The 21763-nt window shown below is 36.8% G+C and carries 20 protein-coding genes; 14 read left to right on the forward strand and 6 right to left on the reverse strand.

The genetic code is table 11. The annotated features are described in order from the left end of the window. The first annotated feature begins 9 nt into the window (after positions 1 to 9). Positions 10 to 255, forward strand: a complete 246-nt coding sequence (locus ACFPYN_RS06950; RefSeq protein WP_377733256.1) for a hypothetical protein — start codon at positions 10 to 12, stop codon at positions 253 to 255. A gap of 122 nt (positions 256 to 377) precedes the next feature. Further along, positions 378 to 2780, forward strand: a complete 2403-nt coding sequence (locus tag ACFPYN_RS06955) for a YheC/YheD family protein (RefSeq protein WP_377733257.1) — start codon at positions 378 to 380, stop codon at positions 2778 to 2780. Positions 2781 to 3330: 550 nt separating this feature from the next. Here ACFPYN_RS06955 and rpsD read toward each other — a convergent pair. Then, positions 3331 to 3933 carry a 30S ribosomal protein S4 gene (gene rpsD, locus ACFPYN_RS06960; protein WP_377733258.1) on the reverse strand — a complete coding sequence of 201 codons (603 nt, stop codon included), beginning with the start codon at positions 3931 to 3933 and terminating at the stop codon, positions 3331 to 3333. A gap of 344 nt (positions 3934 to 4277) precedes the next feature. Here rpsD and megL point away from each other — a divergent pair, with 344 nt between their 5' ends. Continuing rightward, positions 4278 to 5489 carry a methionine gamma-lyase gene (gene megL / locus ACFPYN_RS06965; RefSeq protein ID WP_377733259.1) on the forward strand — a complete coding sequence of 404 codons (1212 nt, stop codon included), beginning with the start codon at positions 4278 to 4280 and terminating at the stop codon, positions 5487 to 5489. A gap of 36 nt (positions 5490 to 5525) precedes the next feature. Here the strand turns inward: megL and ACFPYN_RS06970 are convergent, their stop codons facing one another. Together ACFPYN_RS06970 and hisJ are read right to left on the reverse strand one after the other, a co-directional pair. Next, the gene (locus tag ACFPYN_RS06970; RefSeq protein WP_377733260.1) at positions 5526 to 6005 is read right to left on the reverse strand and encodes a GAF domain-containing protein; all 480 of its coding nucleotides are present in this window, start codon (positions 6003 to 6005) and stop codon (positions 5526 to 5528) included. A 65-nt stretch (positions 6006 to 6070) separates the two neighbouring features. Then, on the reverse strand, positions 6071 to 6886 hold the full coding sequence (hisJ, locus tag ACFPYN_RS06975) for a histidinol-phosphatase HisJ (protein WP_377733261.1): 816 nt from the start codon (positions 6884 to 6886) through the stop codon (positions 6071 to 6073). 148 nt (positions 6887 to 7034) lie between these two features. Between hisJ and ezrA the strand changes: the two genes are divergently transcribed. The 6 genes from ezrA to rarD all read left to right on the forward strand — a co-directional run bounded on the left by ezrA (position 7035) and on the right by rarD (position 14215). Further along, positions 7035 to 8735, forward strand: a complete 1701-nt coding sequence (ezrA, locus tag ACFPYN_RS06980; protein ID WP_377733262.1) for a septation ring formation regulator EzrA — start codon at positions 7035 to 7037, stop codon at positions 8733 to 8735. 66 nt (positions 8736 to 8801) lie between these two features. Then, positions 8802 to 9935, forward strand: a complete 1134-nt coding sequence (locus ACFPYN_RS06985; protein WP_377733263.1) for a cysteine desulfurase family protein — start codon at positions 8802 to 8804, stop codon at positions 9933 to 9935. Between the two features lie 6 nt (positions 9936 to 9941). Next, positions 9942 to 11144: a tRNA uracil 4-sulfurtransferase ThiI gene (gene thiI / locus ACFPYN_RS06990; protein WP_377733264.1), complete on the forward strand. Its 1203-nt coding sequence runs from the start codon at positions 9942 to 9944 to the stop codon at positions 11142 to 11144. Between the two features lie 88 nt (positions 11145 to 11232). Further along, positions 11233 to 11436: a small, acid-soluble spore protein, alpha/beta type gene (locus ACFPYN_RS06995; RefSeq protein WP_377733265.1), complete on the forward strand. Its 204-nt coding sequence runs from the start codon at positions 11233 to 11235 to the stop codon at positions 11434 to 11436. 161 nt (positions 11437 to 11597) lie between these two features. Next, positions 11598 to 13169, forward strand: coding sequence for an acyl-CoA synthetase MbcS (gene mbcS, locus ACFPYN_RS07000; RefSeq protein ID WP_377733266.1), 1572 nt, complete (start codon positions 11598 to 11600; stop codon positions 13167 to 13169). 125 nt (positions 13170 to 13294) lie between these two features. Continuing rightward, entirely contained in the window at positions 13295 to 14215 is a 921-nt protein-coding gene (gene rarD / locus ACFPYN_RS07005) for an EamA family transporter RarD (RefSeq protein ID WP_377733267.1), read from the forward strand. A gap of 67 nt (positions 14216 to 14282) precedes the next feature. Here the strand turns inward: rarD and ACFPYN_RS07010 are convergent, their stop codons facing one another. Further along, positions 14283 to 15080 (reverse strand): NAD kinase, encoded by a 798-nt coding sequence (locus tag ACFPYN_RS07010; RefSeq protein WP_377733268.1) that lies wholly within the window; start codon positions 15078 to 15080, stop codon positions 14283 to 14285. 107 nt (positions 15081 to 15187) lie between these two features. Between ACFPYN_RS07010 and sppA the strand changes: the two genes are divergently transcribed. The 5 genes from sppA (at position 15188) to ACFPYN_RS07035 (ending at position 19795) form a co-directional block, all read left to right on the forward strand. Continuing rightward, positions 15188 to 16201, forward strand: a complete 1014-nt coding sequence (gene sppA, locus ACFPYN_RS07015; protein WP_377733269.1) for a signal peptide peptidase SppA — start codon at positions 15188 to 15190, stop codon at positions 16199 to 16201. A gap of 13 nt (positions 16202 to 16214) precedes the next feature. Next, on the forward strand, positions 16215 to 16799 hold the full coding sequence (locus ACFPYN_RS07020) for an RDD family protein (RefSeq protein ID WP_377733270.1): 585 nt from the start codon (positions 16215 to 16217) through the stop codon (positions 16797 to 16799). Between the two features lie 175 nt (positions 16800 to 16974). Then, positions 16975 to 17481, forward strand: coding sequence for a thiol peroxidase (tpx, locus tag ACFPYN_RS07025; protein ID WP_377733271.1), 507 nt, complete (start codon positions 16975 to 16977; stop codon positions 17479 to 17481). A 121-nt stretch (positions 17482 to 17602) separates the two neighbouring features. Beyond that, positions 17603 to 18532, forward strand: coding sequence for a class I SAM-dependent methyltransferase (locus ACFPYN_RS07030; RefSeq protein ID WP_377733272.1), 930 nt, complete (start codon positions 17603 to 17605; stop codon positions 18530 to 18532). 63 nt (positions 18533 to 18595) lie between these two features. Continuing rightward, a complete protein-coding gene (locus ACFPYN_RS07035) occupies positions 18596 to 19795 on the forward strand; it encodes an acetate kinase (protein WP_377733273.1) in 1200 nt (399 codons plus the stop codon). 67 nt (positions 19796 to 19862) lie between these two features. Here the strand turns inward: ACFPYN_RS07035 and ACFPYN_RS07040 are convergent, their stop codons facing one another. Further along, a complete protein-coding gene (locus tag ACFPYN_RS07040; RefSeq protein ID WP_377733274.1) occupies positions 19863 to 20312 on the reverse strand; it encodes a universal stress protein in 450 nt (149 codons plus the stop codon). Between the two features lie 98 nt (positions 20313 to 20410). Then, positions 20411 to 21718, reverse strand: coding sequence for a purine-cytosine permease family protein (locus ACFPYN_RS07045; protein ID WP_377733275.1), 1308 nt, complete (start codon positions 21716 to 21718; stop codon positions 20411 to 20413). Positions 21719 to 21763 lie beyond the last annotated feature (45 nt).

Here is a 21763-nt window from a genome sequence, read left to right on the forward strand (position 1 = left end):
ATTCTTTTAGTGACAAACGCACCAGCAGGAAACGCCGGCTTTCCTGTAACCAACGCCGTACGCAAAAAAGTTGCAGCAGGTGCATATCGATTAGAATCGATGCTGTTGAACTTCGCGGAATCATCTATGTCACTTTTCAAAATTGGCATTACTTATTATTTAAAAAGACTTCGGGGCGATTTTTCGCTATCTGAAGAGTGTCACCCTATGGAGTTGAAAAGTGGTACATTCATTGGGTTTAATAAAGTTAACTAGGAAGAATTTGTTAACTTTAGATACTGACATCCTCAATCGTTCTTTAAAGAACATTAAGAAAAGATAACCACGTCTTTCACTTAAATTCGCCCATAATAACCAAAATAAAGGAGAGAATTTTGTTGTATTTCACTAATGAAGAAATTCCAACAATCGCAATAACAGGTAGTAATGGAAAGACATCAACTCGTGAGTTCATTGCTTCTGTATTAGAAACTCAATGGAATGTATTAAAAACAGTTGGGAACAAGAATTTACCTATTAGCACCCAACAAATGATGGCGCAATTTGATCCATCTAAACACGAAGCCATCCTTTTAGAATTAGGGATGGGAAAACAAGGTGCAGGAGAACAACACTGCAATCATTTTCAGCCTAATATAGCTGTGATTACTAATATAGGCACAGCTCATTACGGTAATTTAGGAAATAGCTTTGAAACTACAGCTCAATATAAATCAGTATTGATCAAAAACATGAAAGCAGATGGACTATTGCTTTTAAATAAAGATGATATAAACTCACAACTTTTGGATACATCAACTTTTAAAGGAACACTCGTAACAATTGGAATAAATTCAAACGCTAATTATAACGCATCCAATGTCGAGTATCTTAGTAACGGTATGAGGTTTTATGTTGAAATGAAAGGACATAATGAAGAATTCTTTATTCCTACGTTTGGAGAACACAATATATTTAACGCGTTATTTGCTATTTCACTTGCGGACAAATTAGGTTTTCCGATTGAGATAATAAGAGAAGGATTAAAAAATTATCAAGTTCCTATTAAGCGATTAAATGTTTACAACTTAAGGGGTGAATCAATTCTTATTGATGATACTGTAAATGCTAATCCTCAGTCCGTTAAGGCCGCCATTGATGTGCTAATGAACATAGGCAAGGATAGAAAGAAAATCCTAGTTCTGGGAAGCATGTTAGAATTGGGCGATTATACAAGTGAAGGTCATCGCGAGATCGGAAAGTATGCTGCTGAGAAAAAGATTGATGTAATTTACACTTTTGGGGACTTATCGATTGATATACACAAAGGAGCTAGTGAACATGGTTTTCCGATAGAAAAGATTAAACACTGTAAAGATCGTAATGAATTGCATCATGAATTAAATAGCTCAATGGAGGACAATAGCATTTTTTTAGTCAAAGGGTCTAGTTTAATGCATATGAATAAAACGGCGGAGTACTTGCGGAATAATTTTCTTTACACCATGATATTTAACGAAAATCTCAAAGATGAGGTCTTACTTAACTCTGCTACATTGGCTCTGATGAAAATCGAACAATCCACGATGATCCTGCAATATGGTTCTTTTTCCAAGACGCTTAATATTATACTTGATGACAAAGTGAATGATGGAGAAATTCAACTACCCAGACATTTATCAAATGAGCTATCTATTATTGATTTACCATATGAATATATAGTGACAGATAATCATATCCAATTAGGACCAGTTATTGGTTTTCTTGTTTACACTCGTTATATTGAGGATTCAAAGCAACAATTATTACGTTTAAAAGATTATGACATGATTAAAGGTCTCATTTTTATGTTCAGACCTACCGAAATCGCTAGCGAGAACAACACTCTAACTGGATTCTATTATGATCCTGCTTCAAATGACTTTAAACAAGGTACATTTCCTTATCCTTCAGTTGTTTTCAACAGAATTCCTCTTCGAGAAAAAAGATATAAACAGCTGAAAAAGCGTGTAGGAGACAATATATTTAATTATCCATATCGAAACATCGATAAATTATCTTTTTGGGATAAAATGAAATTGGTACCTAAACTAAAAAAGTACCTTCCATATACAAAGGAATTCACTGGAGTAAAAAGTCTGTTAACTATATTTAAAAAGTATGATTCCGTTTATTTAAAGCCAGTATCAATGGCAGGTGGTAATGGCATTATCCAAGCGAAAAAACTGGATGGTGGCTTCTTGATAACCGATTATCATGGTGAATGTTTTCATTTAAAGTCAGTAAAAGAATTAGAAACTGCACTTAAAAAGCATTTATTAAACAGAACATATATTATTCAACAAGAGATAGAATCTTTTACAAGTACAGGAGAAAAAATAGATTTCAGAATTTATATACAAAAAGATTACAGCATGAAATGGAAACTTTCAGGAATTGAAACCAAGATTGCAAAATCAGGCAGTGTTGTCTCAAACTCAAAATATAGGGCAAGAATTGAACCAGGAGAATTAGCAATTAGTAAATATTATAATCTCAGTAAAGAGGAAACAGAAAATAAAATTAATGAAATTACAAATGTATGCATACAAGTCTTAAAGAGAATGGAGAAAAAAGGATACCTCCTTGGAGATGCAGCAGTGGATTTTATATTGGATAAATCAGCAAATTTGTATTTACTTGAAGTGCAGTTAGATTATGCTGCAGAGATTAAGGCTTTTAGAGAAGATGATGAACAAAGAGTTCTTCCCTTTATACTAACGACACCTTTTGCATACGCAAAAGCACTTGCTGGCTTTTAACAAATTTAGGTGAATTTAAAAGAAAATTAAATAGAAATATCGAAGAACGCCTACCCGGGTGTTCTTTTTGTTTCTTGAAATTCGATTCAGACAAGTGGACTGTGTGTGAATAAACGAGAGGCGAGTATGGTTGATACAGTTGACTAGAATGATGGTTACCTAATTAAGAAGAGGCAGACAAACTGCTTGGATAGAGAGATTAAGGAATGTTGAATCGAATGACCAAATAAACACCAAGCTAAAGAATAACCAGGCGCAAAATGACTTCTTTTAGGACAAGTAAATCATGGAATTTAATTAACATTCGTAATTAAAGTAAAGATAAGGATCAGTAAATTCTCACGAAATAGCCGTCACAAATCAAGAAATTAAGAAATCGGAATCTAAAAATGTGTGGGTGTTCGGTAGTGAATTTACGGTGGTTTTTCATTAATCCTAATTAATCCCAATAACCTGCTTTTTTATGCTTTATTTGCATTATCAAACAACAAAAAAAGCCCTAGAATCTTGATTTAACAAGAATTCTAGGACTTCTAATAAAGTATTGCTATTAACGTGAGTAGTACTCAACGATTAATGATTCATTGATTTCAGCAGATAATTCGTTACGTTCTGGAAGGCGAACGAATGTACCAACTTTTTTGTCTGCATCGAAAGATAAGTATTCAGGAACAAAGTTGCTTACTTCCATAGACTCATTAACGATATCAAGGTTTTGAGATTTTTCACGAAGAGAAATTTCTTGACCTGCTTTTAGACGGTATGAAGGGATGTCAACGCGTTTTCCATCGACCATAACGTGACCGTGGTTTACTAATTGACGAGCTCCACGACGAGTGCGTGAAAGACCTAAACGGTAAACGATGTTGTCTAAGCGAGTATCAAGAAGAATCATGAAGTTCTCACCAGATTTACCAGGCATTTTAGCCGCTTTATCGAAAAGTGTACGGAATTGACGTTCATTTACACCATACATATGACGAAGCTTTTGCTTCTCTTGTAATTGTAAACCATATTCCGAGATTTTTTTACGTTGGTTAGGACCGTGTTGTCCTGGTGCGTAAGGGCGTTTTTCTAATTCTTTACCTGTACCGCTTAGTGATAGACCAAGACGACGAGATAATTTCCAAGCTGGACCTGTATAACGAGCCATGAAAGACTCCTCCTTTTAGTGGTTTTATTTTGTTGTAAAATAAGACCAGATGTATCAATCAAACTGCCATTTTATTTTCATGTACCTTCGCCCTCGCAGCCAAGGGTTACGAGATACCCCTTCCAATTACCATGGAGGAATAAAATGAAACGAATAAGACCATACAACTGCTGCTTTTATTTTACACATCCTCTATTGTATCTATTAAAAAGCATAGTGTCAAGATGATACCTTGACATTTTAATAAATCGTCTAGGGAAGTTGACCTTTTCAAAAAACAAGAAATCGAGTAAGATGGAAAAGATAGGGATGAAAGCGTTTACATGAATTAAGGGGTGCTTATTATGAACAATGAATTTATTAAAAAAGAAACGGCTGTTATTCACAAAGGATATTTGTCACATCAACATCACGACAGTTTATCTGTACCTTTGTATCAAACGTCCACTTTTACATTTTCATCAGCTGAACAAGGAGAACGCCGTTTTTCTGGTGAGGAATCTGGAAATATATATTCGCGTTTAGGGAATCCGACCGTTCGAATTTTAGAAGAAAGAATAGCAGAACTTGAAAATGGGCAAAGTGCATTAGCATTTGGGTCGGGGATGGCCGCAGTTAGTGCAATACTTATTCATGTTACAAAAACAGGTGATCATGTTCTTTGTTCGCGAGGGATTTACGGTTGCACATTTGGCTTACTCGAAATGATGGATGAAAAATATAATATTTCACATAGTTTTAGTGCTTTGTCGACTGAACAAGAAATCGAAGCATCCATACGCCCGGAAACAGTCTGTATATATGTGGAAACACCAATAAATCCAACCATGGAACTCGTGGATTTAGCACTAGTTCACAAAGTTGCACAAAAACATGGATTAAAAGTGATTGTAGATAATACATTTTCATCACCATATTTACAAAATCCACTCGATTTCGGTGCAGATTATGTGTTGCACAGTGCCACAAAATATATTAATGGGCATGGGGATGTCATCGCTGGCTTGTTAATCGGTAACGATATGGAAGATATGATGAATCTTCGAATGACCGTACAAAAAGACGTTGGTGGTATTATCTCACCATTTGATGCTTGGCTCATACTTAGGGGATTAAAAACACTCCATATTAGAATGGACCGCCATTCTGAAAATGCACTTAAACTTGTGTCATTTTTACAATCAACACCCGTCGTAACTGACATTCTGTATCCTTTTCATCCATCACATCCGCAATTTGAAATTGCTAAAAAACAAATGACAGCAGGAGGCGGGCTAATTTCATTTAATATAAAAGGCGGGAAAGAGGCTGCACAATATTTTATGAATGCACTGCAACTAATTAAAATTGCGGTTAGTTTAGGGGATGCGGAAACACTAATTCAACACCCGGCTACCATGACACATTCAGTCATTCCGGAAGTAGACCGAGAAAAAATGGGGATTACCCATTCCTTACTTCGCTTGTCAGTCGGCCTTGAGCACGTGGATGATATAATGGCGGATTTGGAACAAGCATTTGCAAAAGTTGAAACACACTTTGCCATGGCAAAATAAAAAAGGATGAAGTGGTTAATAAACCACTTCATCCTTTTAAATATGTTTCATTAATATAGACACTAAATGTTCAAGACCTTGTTGATCTTCTTTTTGGAAACGATTTTTTTCTGGGCTGTCAATATCAAGCACGCCGATAACCTCGCCATTCTTTAGTAACGGCACCACGATTTCTGATTGAGAAGCTGCATCACACGCGATATGTCCTGGGAAAGCATGGACGTCGGCAACAATTATCGTTTCCTTTTTTGCAACAGAAGTTCCACAAACTCCTCTACCTACAGGAATTCTAATACAAGCTGGTAATCCTTGAAATGGACCGAGTACCAGTTCATTTTCATCCATCATATAAAAACCTACCCAATTAATGCGGTCGAAAAATTGATTTAATAATGCAGAAGCATTACTTAAATTAGCCATTACGTTTTTCTCGCCAGTTAGTAATGCATCTAATTGTTTAGCTAACATTTCATATTGTTGTTGAGTATCTCCAGCATAAGTTGATTTTGCAAACATGACATCACCTCTTCATTATTGTTTTCGGAAATTGGTGCATTCCGATAAGTATTTCTAGCTAGGAGCTAAAGTGAAGCTTTTCTCATTGCTTGAGTATATACGTCCTCATAAAATTGATGCAAGTCTTCTGCCCTGTGTGCGTCTGACCCAAATACGAGAGGAATCCCCATTTCTTTTGCTAACAAAATGTAACGAGTTGGGGGATAGGGTTCCAAACAAAACTGTTTGGCTAAGCCTGCACTATTTACATCCAGTTCATATTGATAGTGTTTCATTAAATCTAATGTCTTTAAAATCATTTCATAATCATCTACAATCACGCTGTGAGCATGTTGAAATTTATGAATTAATGTGGGATGGCCAATTCGTTTTGGTTTATATGGACCAAGGTCAGCTGAAATTGAATCTTGTACGGTTTTATAATAGAGGGAATAAACATCTTCTATTGATGCGAATTGCTGTGAAAAATGTATAAATGATGGTGGTGAAAAATCAATACAAGAATATTTTTGTTCATTAAGCAGGAAATGAACAGATAAAATCGAATCATCTAAGGTAGGACCTATTTCATTTAATAATTGAGTGGTCTCTTTTTCAAATCCTTCAATAAAATCTACTTCTAACCCTATTTTAATCGAGATGTCGTTAGCATATTGTTTTTTGAGTTGTTGTAGTTCTAAGATATATGGTTCGAGCATGTTTGGTTGAAGAAAACTATCTTGATCGGGAACAGTGTCCATAAACCCTTGAGGTGCAGGGGCATGTTCTGTAAATGAAATATCAGTAAAGCCATTGTTAATAGCTTTTTCTATGTATAATTTAAACGAGTCCTTCGTTCCATGGGGACAAAATGGACTGTGAATATGAGCATCTCGCTTCATATAAATAAACACCTCCAATGGATAAATGTAACTTTTTACATTAATTCGGCAAAATACTTGTATTTTCGTCAACATATTCGTTTATTTCATGGTAAGATTATATGTATAAACTGGCATAGACCGTGATTTTTGGAACAGGGGGCTTACGATGAATTATATCATCATTGCAATCATCGTACTAATTGCAGTACTCATACTCTTATTTATGATGCGTCGCAAACATAATAACGAGATTGTTAGACTAGAACATGAAAAACATCAAATTCAAAATAAGCCTATATTAGAAGAAATGACTAAAGTCAAACAACTGAATATGAATGGACAAACTGAAGAAATGTTTGAAAGCTGGCGTAATAGTTGGACACAAGTTATGGATATTCACATGCCAAAAATTGATTCATTACTTTTCGATGCTGAAGAAAGTATTGATAGATTCAACTTTAAACGTGCCACTGCATTGGAGAAAGAAATTGATGAGCGAATTCAACAAAGTGACGAACAAATGTCGTTAATCTTGAAAGAGCTTGAACAATTGATTGGTAGCGAAGAAAAAAACCGCGTTGAAATGGATCAATTAAAAGAACAATACCGTGCAGCTCGCAAGACATTGCTCGCTCATCAGCACTCGTTTGGTGCAGCAGCTGTGCCACTTGAGAAAAAGCTTGAACAATTCGGACCTCAATTTGACGAATATGACCGTTTAACAGAAAGTGGTAATTATTTGTTAGCACGCGAAATCGTGATTGGCTTAGATGAAGAAGCTCAATTTGTCTTTAATTTATTACATGATATTCCTTCGTTGTTATCAGACGTGCAAAATAAGATTCCCGCTAGTATTCACGATCTTCGAAATGGACAACGTGAAATGGAAGCGCAATCGTATTATTTAGAACATCTTGAAATGACTGAACAACTAAATAAGTTAGATGATGAATTAGTAACTATGAAAGAATCAATTATTCAACTTGAAATAAAGAACGTATTAACAAGAGTTGAGCAAATGAAAGATGAAATTGAAGCTTGCTATGACATGCTCGAAAAAGAAGTTATGGCTAAACGCTATGTTGATAAACATCGCCATCCTACTGAACAGAGATTGGCAGAGGTTACCACGATTACTCGTCAAACAAGTGATGAAGCGGCTTATGTACAACAAAGCTATCGTTTACCAGAAAATCAAGCAGAAATTCCATTGGTTTGTTTGAAACAAATTGAAACGTTGCAAAAACGTTATGATTTAGTGGCACAACGAGCAAGTGAAGACCAATTAGCTTATTCAAGCTTACAAGATGAACTTACACTTATTTCGGCTGATTTGGAGAACTTATACGAAGAGCAAGATCGTTTTTCGAATAGTTTAAAGAGTTTACGTATCGATGAGAATCGAGCGCGTACGAATTTAGATGAACTGAAGAGATTACTGCATGAAACAGATCGCATGGTACATAAAGCGAATATGCCAGGAATTCCTGAAGAGATGGACGTTCGCTTAGAAGAAGCAGAAGAACACATTTACTTAGTTATGCAAAGTCTTCAAGAAGTACCGCTTAACATGAAATTAGTGGATACTTATTTAGCTAAGGCAGATAAATGTATTCATGAAGTGCATACTAAAGCGAAAGAAATGCTTGAGAACGTCTTGTTGATCGAACGGATTATCCAATACGGAAACCGTTATCGTGCAAGTCATCCACGCATGAACCAGCGCTTGATCGAAGCTGAAGCAGCATTCCGTCAACTTCGATACACGAAAGCTCTTGAAGAAGCAGCAACAGCTGTTGAAGAAGTAGAACCTGGTGCCATGAAACGAATCGAAGTACTTGTCAAAGAGGACGCATGGCGTTCATAATAAAGTCAGTTTAAACCACCGCACACAACACGTGCTGGTGGTTTTCTATTGAAAAGGAGTTCAGCCGTGTATTATTTTGATCATAGTGCCACGACAAAACCACATAAAGAAGTATTGGAAACATTCGTTAAAGTGAATGAAGCGTTTTATGCTAATCCTGCCTCAATCCATGAACTTGGTGTTGAAGCAAACGCCCTTTTATCACGGGCAAGAAAACAAATTGCCGACATGCTTGGAACAGATGAAACAAGAGTTATTTTCACTTCAGGTGGAACAGAATCTAATCACTTTGCTATTCATGGGTTAGCCAAAAACTTGCAAGCTCGAGGCAAACATATTATTACCTCAAGCATTGAACATCCATCCGTTTTAGAATCGATGAAACAATTGGAGCTTCAAGGTTTTGAAATTGAGGTTTTACCTGTTAATGAAAAAGGATTAATTTCACTTGAAGATGTCAAATCATCTTTACGAAAAGATACGATTATGGTTAGTATCATGCATATAAATAATGAACTAGGCAGCATACAACCGATCAAAGATTTAGCAAATATCATTCATCAAAATAGCCGTGCTGTATTTCATGTAGATGCCATTCAAAGTTTCGGGAAATACCCTGTATCATTTTCCAGTCTTGGTGCTGATGTTTTGACATTATCAGCACATAAATTCAATGGTTTAAAAGGATCTGGGATTGTTGCATGGAAAAATTATGTCTCTTTCGAACCTGTAATTGTTGGCGGTGGCCAAGAATTTGGATTACGAAGTGGAACGGTGCCAGTTGCACAAGCTGTGTCGTTTGCCAAAGCCATGAGACTTGCTTTTGAAAATCAATCGTTAATGCTTTCGAAATATGTGCAATGGAACGAAAAAATTAGAAGCTTTTTACAGGGCTATCGAAATGTTCGTATATTGTCTTCGAATCAAGCAGCAGCTCACATTTTAACGATTAGTGTGCGTAATTTAAAAGGTGAAATACTAGTTAACGCTTTGCAAACACGAGGAATCATTGTGTCAACTTCGAGTGCTTGTTCTTCAAAGCAAACAAAAACTAGTCATGTTATAAAATCAATCGGATTATCAGATGACTATATTCGAGGAGTCATTCGTATAAGTTTTGGTACAAGTAATACGGATCAACAAATTGAACATTTTATCGAAAATTTTTCAGCAATTATGAAGCAAGTTAAAGGAGAATAATTAAAAATGGAATGGAAAGAACTATTAATACGTTATGGTGAATTATCTACAAAAGGAAGAAATCGTAGTTCCTTTACAGGTCGATTACGGGATAATATCCGATATGCATTTGCGGATTTACCAAAATTTCAAATTATAACGGAACGGGATCGTATGTTTATTCGACCGAATGAACAAGAAACGATGGACCAATTAATTGAGCGATTACCAAAAATTTTCGGTATTCAGTCGTTCAGTCCTGTTGCGTCATGTAGTTTAGATTTAGAAGATATTAAACAAACTGCAGTTAAAGTTGTAGAATCACTCGACCGGACTGATAAAACTTTTAAAGTTACGGTAAAACGATCATACAAACCATTTGAAATGGAAACGAATGAATTACAACAATATGTTGGCTCTCATGTGTTGCGTAACTTCCCAGAAATTCGTGTTCAGATGAAAAAACCGGATATTGATTTAGTTGTAGAAGTAAGAAGAGATGCTGTTTATATGATGGCTCAAGTTATTCCTGGTGCTGGAGGTTTACCGATTGGATCAAATGGTAAATCTATACTTATGCTATCAGGTGGAATTGATAGTCCTGTTGCAGGATATCAAATGTTAAAGCGTGGTGTTCGTTTGGATGCCATTCATTTTTATAGTCCCCCATATACGAGTGAACTATCGAAAGAAAAAGTGATGGATTTAGCGGAGAAATTAAGTCGCTTTGGTGCGTCTGTTAAACTTCACATCATCCCTTTTACAGCAATTCAACAAGAAATTCAAAAACAAATTCCAAGTAATGTATCAATGACGACTACACGGAGAATGATGTTAAGAATTACTGATTTAGTTCGGGAAGAAACAGGAGCTCTTGCTATTATTACGGGTGAAAGTCTTGGACAAGTCGCTAGTCAAACATTAGAAAGCTTAACAGCGATTAATGCAGTAACGCCGACTCCGGTATTACGTCCACTAATTGCATTTGATAAGCTTGATATTATTAAAATTGCTCAAGAAATTGACACGTACGAGGTTTCAATCCGTCCGTATGAAGATTGCTGCACTATATTTACACCGGCAAGTCCAAAAACAAAACCAAAGCTTGAAAAAGTGGAGTTTTATGAGAGCTTTAAATCTTTTGAGGACCTGATTGCAGAAGCAGTGAGTGAAAGAGAAATTATGATGTTCCCTAAAAAGAAACAAGATAAATTCTCCGGTTTACTATAATAAAAAATTACCATGAATTACTACTTCTTGTGAATGCATGAATCTGTCGATACGGCACATTCTATATTCACAAGGAGGTGACACAGACATGGCAAATCAAAATTCAAATCAACTAGTCGTTCCCGGCGTAAAACAAGCTTTAGATCAAATGAAGTACGAAATCGCATCAGAGTTTGGTGTACAGCTTGGACCAGATGCTACAGCGCGTGCTAACGGATCCGTTGGCGGAGAAATTACTAAGCGTTTAGTGCAAATGGCAGAGCAACAATTAAACGGCGGTTACCAAAAATAATAAATTTGTAATAAACCGGTAGCGAGAGCTGCCGGTTTTATTATGTGTTCTAAAAACAGCGGTTCTCTTTTTATTATTATCTGAAAAGAATGTTCTTTTTGAAAAATCAGTATTATATACGTATAATGAAGGAGGAGATAAAACATCAAGGGGGAACCAGAATGAATCATGAACATTTAATCGCACCATTATTGTATAACTTGGTCGAAGAGTTCGAAAAATATGCAGGGGAAGATAATCGCCTAGCGTTAATTTGGAAAAGTGAAAATGGTGACTCAAAAAAGATTACATATAAGGAGTTAATGCAATTAGCAAATCAAGCAGCTAATGTCTTTACTCAAAGTGGATTAAAACAAGGAGATGTTGTTTTAATCATGGTGCCCCGCTTAATAGAAGCTTATGTGACTTATATTGGAGCACTTAAAGCAGGTCTTGTAGTAATTCCAAGTTCAGAGATGCTGAGAGCAAAAGATATTGATTACCGATTAGTACATAGTGAAGCAAAGGCGATTGTCGCGTATGAGCCTTACATTAGTCAATTCGAAGATGTAGAAAATATGACTGGTCTAAATCAATTTGTCATTGGTCAAGGAAGTGATGCATGGGTTTCTCTTACTTCTGAAATGGTAAAGGCATCAACAGATTTCGATGCGGTTAAGACAAAAAACTCTGACATGGCATTTTTATCGTACACAAGTGGAACGACAGGAAATCCAAAAGGGGTAGTCCATACTCATGGTTGGGCTTATGCACATTTAAGAACGTCAGCTGAACATTGGCTTGGTATTCATGAAGGAGACGTCGTTTGGGCAACAGCAAGCCCAGGGTGGCAAAAGTGGATTTGGAGTCCTTTCCTTGCAACACTTGGCAGTGGTGCTACCGGTTTTGTCTATCATGGTAAGTTCGATCCAAAAGTCTATTTAAACCTACTCAATCAGTACCAAGTAAATGTATTATGTTGTACGCCTACTGAGTATCGAATCATGGCAAAAGTAGACGGATTATCAGAATATAATTTATCATCCCTTCATAGTGCAGTGTCTGCTGGGGAACCTTTAAATCGTGAAGTTATTGATACTTTTAGAAGAGAATTCGAATTAGAAGTTCGAGGTGGCTATGGTCAAACGGAAAATACCTTATTAGTTGGAACGATGAAAGGTATGGAAGCTCGTCCGGGATCTATGGGTAAACCTACACCTGGAAACCAAGTGGACATCATCAATGAATTCGGTGAGGTTTGTTCAACTGGAGAAGTAGGCGACATTGCGGTGCATATTGATACGCCAGCATTGTTTAAATCTTATTTAAAAGATCCAGAACGTACAAATATGCAATTTAGAGGGAAGTATTACATTACAGGTGATAAAGCTTCTAGAGATGAAGATGGCTACTTCTGGTTTGAAGGCCGTGGAGACGATATTATCATCAGTTCAGGTTACACAATTGGACCGTTCGAAGTGGAAGATGCATTAGTTAAGCATCCTTCAGTTAAAGAATGTGCAGTTGTAGGAAGTCCAGACGAAATTCGCGGAAGTATCGTAAAAGCATATATCGTATTAATCGATTCAGCCAAACCTTCAGATGAACTTGTAAAAGAACTTCAAGACCATGTTAAACAGTTAACAGCACCTTACAAGTATCCACGTGAAGTAACGTTTATTGAAGAATTGCCAAAAACCGCTTCCGGTAAAATACGACGTATTGAGCTGCGTAAACTAGAACAAACGAAATAATGTCAATTAAACTATTCTTAAAACCTATTAAAAGGTTTTTAAGAATAGTTTTTTGTCGTTTACATTCCCTCTTGAGGGCTCTATAATGAGATATATTTCGAGAGTCAAACTAATGAGGTGAAAGTGTGTTAGAAAACGAACGTCAAGGCGTTATTTGGGCGCTTGGAGCGTATTTGGTGTGGGGAGTTCTACCAATCTACTGGAAGTGGTTAGGACATGTGCCAAGTGGTGAAATATTAACGAGTCGTGTCATTTGGGCATTTGTGTTTACCTTACTTTTTGTGGTGCTAATGAGAAGTAGTAAACTATTAATAGTAGATATTCGAGCCTTGTGGAAAAATCAAAAAGCATTTTGGGGTCTGTTTTTTGCTTCTGCATTAATATCAGCCAACTGGTTTTTATACATTTGGGCAGTGAATAACAATCATTTAGTGGAAACTAGTTTAGGGTATTATATTAACCCATTGATTTCCGTCTTGTTGGGTATCATCTTTTTAAAAGAGCGTTTGACGACAGCTCAAAAGCTGGCCGTTGTGATTGCGTTTATTGGAGTTATCGTTTTAACAATTTCATATGGTCGCTTCCCATGGCTAGCGATTGTGCTTGCGATTAGTTTTGCGATTTATGGGCTAATGAAAAAAACAATTCCGTTAGATGCAGTTCGTGGTTTAACAATTGAAACATTATTTATTGTGCCATTTGCATTGATTTATTACCTCTATTTATTTGTAACTGGCAAGGCTATCATGTTTCACAATGATATCCAGACAGATATATTATTAGTATTAACCGGTGCAGCAACAGCAATCCCGCTAGTCCTATTTGCAAAAGGGGCACAGAGAATGCCTTTATACATGATTGGGTTCTTACAATATATTGCCCCAACCTGTATGTTGTTTTTAGGTGTAATTATTTATGGAGAAACATTTAATGCAATTGATTTACTATCATTCTCTTTAATTTGGCTAGCACTCATCCTATTTACAGTATCAAAAGTGATGGAAGCTAGAACAAGAACAAAAAAACTCAAATTAGCGAAACTATAAAAAGCAGACGAGAGGAGAATCTCGTCTGCTTTTCTTGTTTTATTTATTGAAGTGAATAAGCCTGCTGTTAAAGGTATGTTCGTTTTACTTTTTCCCAAAATGAATTATTTTTTAATTTCACCGTTTTTACAACGCGGTCGCTTAACTCAATATTGACGGAATCTACATGATGAATGCTTAACGATTCATTGTCCATGCCCATTGTAGGGAAGTCATTGCCGTCTTGTAAGCGTAATGTTAATTGGCGTTGATTGCTTAGTATAAATGAAGAGCCAAGCGTCCGGTATTTATTGCTGTTGACAGATGCGAGTTCAGACACTTGGAAACAAGGTAACAATGGATCGACTACTGCACCATTCACCGACTTATTATAGGCCGTGCTTCCAGTCGGAGTAGCAATGATCATGCCATCGCCTCTAAACGTTTCAAATGGCAATCCATCAATTATTACATCTAGGACGAAGGTTTTAATTATGTTAGAGCGTATACTAAATTCATTCAAACAATAAAAAGGTGGATTGTCATCTACTATAACTTGTAAAATAGGATAACGACGTACTTCAATTTCCGATTGTTGAACTGCATGAATCATCGTCTCCATCTCATGAAAATGGAAATCACAATACATACTGAGTGTTCCTGTTGTAGAAATGCCTGCGTATAAACAGTCTTGCCGGAAACCCGTTTTGCGGACTGCTTGAAGAAATGCACCGTCTCCACCTAAGCTAACAATTATATTTGCATTTTTCGCATCATCCACTGCAGTGAATCCATAGTTCGAGATCATTTCTGAAAGGACCGATTTTTTCTGCAAAGAGTTTTCATCATGTTTGGAATAAATAAATATTTGTGTGCGTTTGGACAATACTGTCACGACCTTTCATAAGATGGTTGTGGTTATTTTATCATGTTCTGAAACATTTTTGGATTGTTTTCGTATTACGTTAAGAGAAGATAAGGGGGAACATGTAAATGAATGCAAAACGTTGGATAGCTTTAGGTGCTGCTGTAGTATTATTTGGATTGTCTATTATTATAAATATTGCATCTTTTGCGTTTAGTAATGATTGGACATCAAGTTTTGAAAATATGTTAGCTGTACCAGAGAGTGACTATAGCGAAACCGTATTAGAACCAGGAGATCTTTCAGAAAGAATAGCCGTGTTAACAGTTGACGGCGTCATTCAAGACACGGGTGGTGCTACATCTCTTTTTGGAGCTGTAGGATACGACCATCAATTTTTTATGGATCAATTAGAAATGATTAAAGAAGACGATACGATTAAGGCAGTAGTATTACAAGTGAATTCACCAGGTGGGGGAGTAGTAGAATCCGCACAAATGTACGATAAAATTAAAGAAGTTCAGGAAGAAGCTGGCGTTCCTTTTTATGTATCAATGGGTAGTATGGCTGCTTCAGGTGGATATTATATTGCAGCTCCCGCAAATAAGATTTTCTTAAACAAAGAAACGCTAACAGGTTCAATTGGCGTAATAATGGAGAGCGTAAACTACGGCAAGCTTGCTGAAAAGTATGGTGTGGATTTCGTGACCATTAAAACCGGTCCGTATAAAGATATAATGAGTCCAACGCGTGATATGACAAAAGATGAACGAGCGATGTTGCAAGACATGATCAATGAATCGTATGAGTCTTTCGTTGACATAATCGAAGAAGGACGAGGTATGACAGAAGCTGAAGTAAAAGCTGTAGCTGATGGACGTATTATGAATGGACGTCAAGCAATCGAAGCAGGACTTGCAGATGAATATGGTTACTTGGATGATGTCATTGCCGCAGTTCGTAAAGACTTTGATTTAAAAGATGCAGAAGTGATGGAATATGGGCACGCTCAAGGATTGACTAGCCTGTTTTCGATGAAAACACAGTCATTATTTGGCGGGGATGTTGAAACACAATTGATTGGCCGTTTACTTTCTGACTATAATGCACCCCGTATGATGTACTTATACGGTGAGAAGTGAGGAGGAGCCTTAGATGACTGATCGACATGATCTAACTGAACAAGAAGCGACTGTAGAAACAGAAATCCAAAGCGTTCCTCAGAAGCCTACGTACACAATTGAAAAAAGGGAACGATATCCTCATAAACCGGCTGGATTTTGGGTCCGTTTTTGGGCATATTTAATTGATTTGCTTGTCATTTCATCCATTTCTTCAATCGTTATTTATCCGCTATTTCGCATCTTCGGTTGGGATGTTCAAGGAACAACATGGTATGCACCAATCGGCTTTTTGACAGGCTTCATTTTTTATGTATATTTCGTTTTAATGACTAAGTTCTTTAAACAAACCGTGGGTAAAATGATTTTTGGTTTACGGGTGGTATCATTAAAAGATGAATCGCTATCTTTTATAACGATTTTATTCCGAGAATGGATTGGCCGCTTTTTCTCAGCAACAATATTGCCCTTGTACTGGGTAATCGGCTTTACCCCTAAGAAACAAGGCTTACATGATTTTATTGCGGATACGATGGTCATCCATGAGAACGTCTATGAAAAGAAGGTTGACACAACCTATGACCAATCGAGTGAGATGACACAGCCGAAAGCATTTTAGTGAGATAACATAATAGGACGCTAGCTTAAATGCTAGTAAAAAAAAGTATACTTGTTGTCTTCGCTATTCTTGGAGGCTTCCTAGTGAAAGTAATTTGAGATAGACAGAGCCTTATCATTCGATAGTTATTCCTAGTAAATGGTATACTTTTATTTAAGAAAAGGGAGGCGTTATAATGGCACAAATTACATTTAAACAAAATCCGATGACATTAATTGGTAATGAAGTAAAAGTAGGTGACACGGCGCCAGATTTCACAGTATTAGCAAACGATCTTAGCCCGGTAACATTACAAGATTCAAAAGGAAAAACAAGATTAATTAGTGTAGTACCTTCTTTAGATACTGGCACTTGTGACGCTCAAACTCGTAAGTTTAACGAAAGTGCAGCTGAACTTGGGGACGATGTTGTCATCTTAACAGTTTCAAATGATTTACCATTCGCACAAAAACGTTGGTGTGCAGCTGCTGGAATTGATTCAGTACAAACACTTTCGGATCACCGTGATTTATCGTTTGGTGAAGCATATGGAGTAGCAATTGAAGAATTACGATTACTTACTCGTTCAATTTTTGTTGTAGATAACAATGACAAAGTTACATATGTTGAATATGTGTCGGAAGCAACAGAACACCCAAATTACGAAAAAGCAATTGAAGCTGTAAAAGCTGCAAAAAATTAAGTAATAAAAACCCACTCGATATTTGAGTGGGTTTGCCATTTTTATAGGTGTTTAAAAAATGTATAAACAGAGGCTACAGTCATTTTGTAGTCTTTTTGTACGCCACTTAAAGGAGATCTTTATGAACAGTTCAATGGAACAATTATTCGTATTTATAGATGAACATGCCAAAAAAATGCAAGCAGCAGAAGAATTAACTTATATCGAAGGTGTATTGGAAACAACTGAGATGTGGTTGGATGGAGACATCGAACCAAACATTCAAAACGTACAAAAAGAAGATATTCGAAAAGCCATACAACTAGCCATACTTAAAGGTATGAAAGAACATGTTCAAGCACACCATCAAATGACACCTGATTCACTGGGACTGCTAGTCGGTTATTTCGTTGAGCAATTAACGAAAGACAAAGAACATGTGTCGATTTTAGACCCCGCAGTCGGAACAGGCAACTTGTTATTTACGGTATTAAACTTTTTACAAGGGAAAGCTACTTCCTCAGCAGTTGAAATTGACGATATGCTGATTAGACTTGCCGCTTCTACGGGTGATTTAATACAACAACCTGTTACTCTATATCGACAGGACGCACTACAACCATTATTAATTGATCCTGTAGATGTTGTGATCAGTGACTTACCTGTTGGCTTTTATCCGGATGAAAAAACAGCTTCTGACTTTGAAATGAAAGCGAAGGAAGGCATGTCGTTTGCTCACCATTTAATGATTGAGCAATCGATACGACACACAGTCGACGGTGGATTCTTAGTCTTCTTAGTACCGCAAGGAATATTTGAGTCTTCACAAGCAAAAGATTTACATGCATACTTTGCAAATCATGCTTGGATTCATGCAGTCGTTCAGTTACCTGTTAACTTGTTTAAAAATGAAGCACATGCAAAGAGTTTATTAGTCCTTCAAAAGAAATCAAGTGAACTCAAACAACCTAAAGAAGTCCTACTTGCAAAAGTTCCAAATATGTCGAACAAAGAAGCCATGACGTTATTTTTTGAAAAAGTCAAAATGTGGCGACAAGAAAATACTAACTGATAGTTGTTCGTCCCTTTTTTCCACTGTACAATAACTGTATAAGTGGGAAAGGGGCGTTTTTTTATGGTCAATATATTGGCAGTCAATGCAGGTAGTTCTTCGTTAAAATTTCAATTGCTACAAATGCCCGAAGAACATGTTGTCGCAAAAGGAATCATTGAGCGTATTGGGTTAAAAGAACCCGTCTTTTCTATGAAGACAAATGGAAAAAAAGTAGAATTTATAGAAAAAATCACGAATCATTCAGAGGCAGTTCAACTTTTACTTCACCATCTCATAGAACAACAGGCAGTGACTTCTCTTCATGACATTGATGGCATCGGTCACCGAGTAGTTCATGGTGGCGAAGAATATAGTGATTCCGTGTTAATCGATGAGGAAGCAATTATGGCATTTGAACGACTATCTGATTTAGCGCCATTACATAACCCTGCAAACATTACTGGAATCAAAGAATTTCAAAAAGCATTACCCAATGTCCCTGCAGTGGCAATCTTTGATACGGCATTTCATCAGACCATGCCAGAAAGTTCATTTTTATATTCCATTCCTTATGATTACTACAAAAAATATGGTATTCGAAAATATGGTTTTCATGGAACCTCGCATAAGTATGTAACGGGAAGAGCAGCCGCTTTACTAAATCGTCCAGTTGAAAAGATACGACTAATCTCGTGTCACCTTGGCAATGGTGCTAGCATAGCAGCTATTGACGGCGGGCGATCGATTGACACTTCTATGGGGTTTACTCCCTTAGCCGGCGTAACGATGGGTACACGCTCCGGTAACTTAGATCCTGCACTGATTCCATTCCTTATGGAAAAGACCGATAAAAGTGCGGAAGAAGTACTGGATATCTTGAATAAAAAATCAGGGATGTTAGGTGTTTCCGGATTTTCAAGTGATTTACGTGATATAGAAGTAGAAGCTTTGAAAGGAAATTCACGTGCTCAACTAGCGCTTGATGTTTTTGCTAGTCGAATTCACAAATATATTGGATCCTATGCAGCTCGCATGAATGGAGTCGATGCCATTATTTTCACTGCAGGCATAGGGGAGAACAGCGACGTGATTCGTTCGAAAGTGTTAGCGGGTCTTCAGTTTATGGGGGTCTATATGGATCCTGACTTAAATAAAATTCGAGGGAAAGAAGCGTTTATTAGCTTTCCACATTCACCGGTAAAAGTGATGGTCATTCCAACGAATGAAGAAGTCATGATTGCGAGAGATACGGTGAGATTAGCGAATATTGCTCATTCTTAAATACAAATTAGTAAATCTATAATAAAAAAATCCCGAGGTCTCTTTATGAGCCTCGGGATTTACTCGTTTATTCGTGATCTTCAGTTCTGACAACAAGCACGTCACATTTTGCAGCACGTACAATATGGCCAGATACACTACCAATGAGGAATCGTTCAACAGTACTTAAACCAGTCGCTCCACAAATGATTAAATCTGCTTCTACTTTCTTAGCAACTTCTCTAGCAATCATTGTTTTAGGTGAACCATAATCAACGATAATATTCACTTTAGTAATTCCAGCCGCTTCAGCTTCTTTTTTATAATCACCAAGTAATTCTTCAGCGAATGTTTGTGCACGGTCTGCGATTGATCGATCATAAGCCTCGATAGCAGCAAATGAACGTGTATCAATGACGTTTACTAAATTCAATGTCGCGTCATTACGTTTTGCTACACCAATCGATTTTTTAAAAGCCCATGCTGCTTCTTTAGAACCATCAACTGCTACTAAAATATGATTGTATGAAAGTGTCATATAAATTCCTCCTTGTTACTATTTATCTCTACATATATACATTTCTATATAGACGCTGTAAATCCTGCATTTTTTAAATGTTTTCAGACAATTAACGTCTAATTTGTGACTACATACTTATGAAGCAAAAGATAAACAATCGAACTACTAACAAAGATCAACATTCCAGGTGCTAACTCTTTAGGGATAATTAAGTATGCAATACTCATGATAGTAAAAGTAATAATAGCTGCTAGATTTAATTTATATGAGCCACTGACCACATTTATGAGTTGATCTTCTGATATCGTCCGTTTTTTAATCCATAAATAATCTACGACTATAATTGCGGATAATGGAACTATACCCGCTCCTAAAATAGAGATAATAGAGGCTGCTTCAGTAGAAAGTCTTGGAAAACAACTGAGTATGATGCCGACTACACCAAATAATAAAGCACTTCTAATTCGTCCAAGAGCTGGCCACGTATTAAGTAAACTAAATCCACCCGTATAAGCATTGCCAATATTGATGGAAATCATGGCAAGCAACCCGCTAATCGTAATGAAAAGGCCGACAAATGGACTATTTGTCACTTCGCTAAGCACTACAAATGGATTTGTGGATTGGAAATAAGCTGCCACTAAAGTTCCGATAAACGCAGTCATGAAATAACCTGCTGTATTTCCAAGGAACATACCAGAGAAACCCTGACGTGCCGACTTAGCATAACGAGTCATATCGCTTGAAGCACTAACTCCAGAAACAAATTGGACGAATGCTAAACTCATATAAAAGAAAAATACTCCCCAGTTCATGGTTGCATCAGGAGATGAATTCTCAATAGACACTGGGACTTCAGTGAAAATAACAAAGAGCATAAGACCTTGTCCGAGAATTAATATAGGCAAAAATAAGCGAGTCACTTTTTTGACAGCATCATACCCAACAAGAGCCAAGTAAGCCATCAGACTAGCAGTCAATATAGCTAGATACGTAAAAGGAATATGGAAATTGAAAAATTGAAAAATGACAGACTGCAGAATATAAGTCCCACCTATTGTTTGCACACTAAACCAATATAATGAAGTTAGCACACGGATGGGTGACGCTATTTTTGTAGCGAGCCATGATCCTACAAAAGCACGCAAAATATATTGACCAGGAAGACCATAGAGAGCACCTGGAATTGAAAGCGCGGATACACATAAAAACGCTAAAATTGCTCCAATCCAAACCGCGGCAAAAGCAACTAACCAAGGCAGGTTTCCTTGCGTAACCGCTAATGCTGGAACTAAGAAGTTTCCAGCATTGACAGAGAATGCAAAAGCAATAATGGCATACTCTTTCCAAGTGGATTGTTTGAGAGTAGAAGGGACTGCTTCCAGTCCAAATTGTTCGAAATTTCGTTTATTCAACCTTGCCATTTTTAATTCACACCATCTTTCAAAAAACTAAGTTATCTATTATTA

The organism is Paenisporosarcina macmurdoensis (assembly GCF_042658845.1).
Taxonomy (GTDB): Bacteria; Bacillota; Bacilli; order Bacillales_A; family Planococcaceae; genus Paenisporosarcina; species Paenisporosarcina macmurdoensis.

Coding starts and splice junctions, on each gene's coding strand:
- megL (WP_377733259.1), top strand. CDS start 4,278: ATGAACAATGAATTTATTAAAAAAGAAACGGCTGTTATTCACAAAGGA.
- mbcS (WP_377733266.1), top strand. CDS start 11,598: ATGAATCATGAACATTTAATCGCACCATTATTGTATAACTTGGTCGAA.
- thiI (WP_377733264.1), top strand. CDS start 9,942: ATGGAATGGAAAGAACTATTAATACGTTATGGTGAATTATCTACAAAA.
- rpsD (WP_377733258.1), bottom strand. CDS start 3,933: ATGGCTCGTTATACAGGTCCAGCTTGGAAATTATCTCGTCGTCTTGGT.
- ACFPYN_RS07020 (WP_377733270.1), top strand. CDS start 16,215: ATGACTGATCGACATGATCTAACTGAACAAGAAGCGACTGTAGAAACA.
- ACFPYN_RS07045 (WP_377733275.1), bottom strand. CDS start 21,718: ATGGCAAGGTTGAATAAACGAAATTTCGAACAATTTGGACTGGAAGCA.
- ezrA (WP_377733262.1), top strand. CDS start 7,035: ATGAATTATATCATCATTGCAATCATCGTACTAATTGCAGTACTCATA.
- hisJ (WP_377733261.1), bottom strand. CDS start 6,886: ATGAAGCGAGATGCTCATATTCACAGTCCATTTTGTCCCCATGGAACG.
- ACFPYN_RS07035 (WP_377733273.1), top strand. CDS start 18,596: ATGGTCAATATATTGGCAGTCAATGCAGGTAGTTCTTCGTTAAAATTT.
- tpx (WP_377733271.1), top strand. CDS start 16,975: ATGGCACAAATTACATTTAAACAAAATCCGATGACATTAATTGGTAAT.
- ACFPYN_RS06995 (WP_377733265.1), top strand. CDS start 11,233: ATGGCAAATCAAAATTCAAATCAACTAGTCGTTCCCGGCGTAAAACAA.
- ACFPYN_RS07040 (WP_377733274.1), bottom strand. CDS start 20,312: ATGACACTTTCATACAATCATATTTTAGTAGCAGTTGATGGTTCTAAA.
- sppA (WP_377733269.1), top strand. CDS start 15,188: ATGAATGCAAAACGTTGGATAGCTTTAGGTGCTGCTGTAGTATTATTT.
- ACFPYN_RS06970 (WP_377733260.1), bottom strand. CDS start 6,005: ATGTTTGCAAAATCAACTTATGCTGGAGATACTCAACAACAATATGAA.
- ACFPYN_RS07030 (WP_377733272.1), top strand. CDS start 17,603: ATGAACAGTTCAATGGAACAATTATTCGTATTTATAGATGAACATGCC.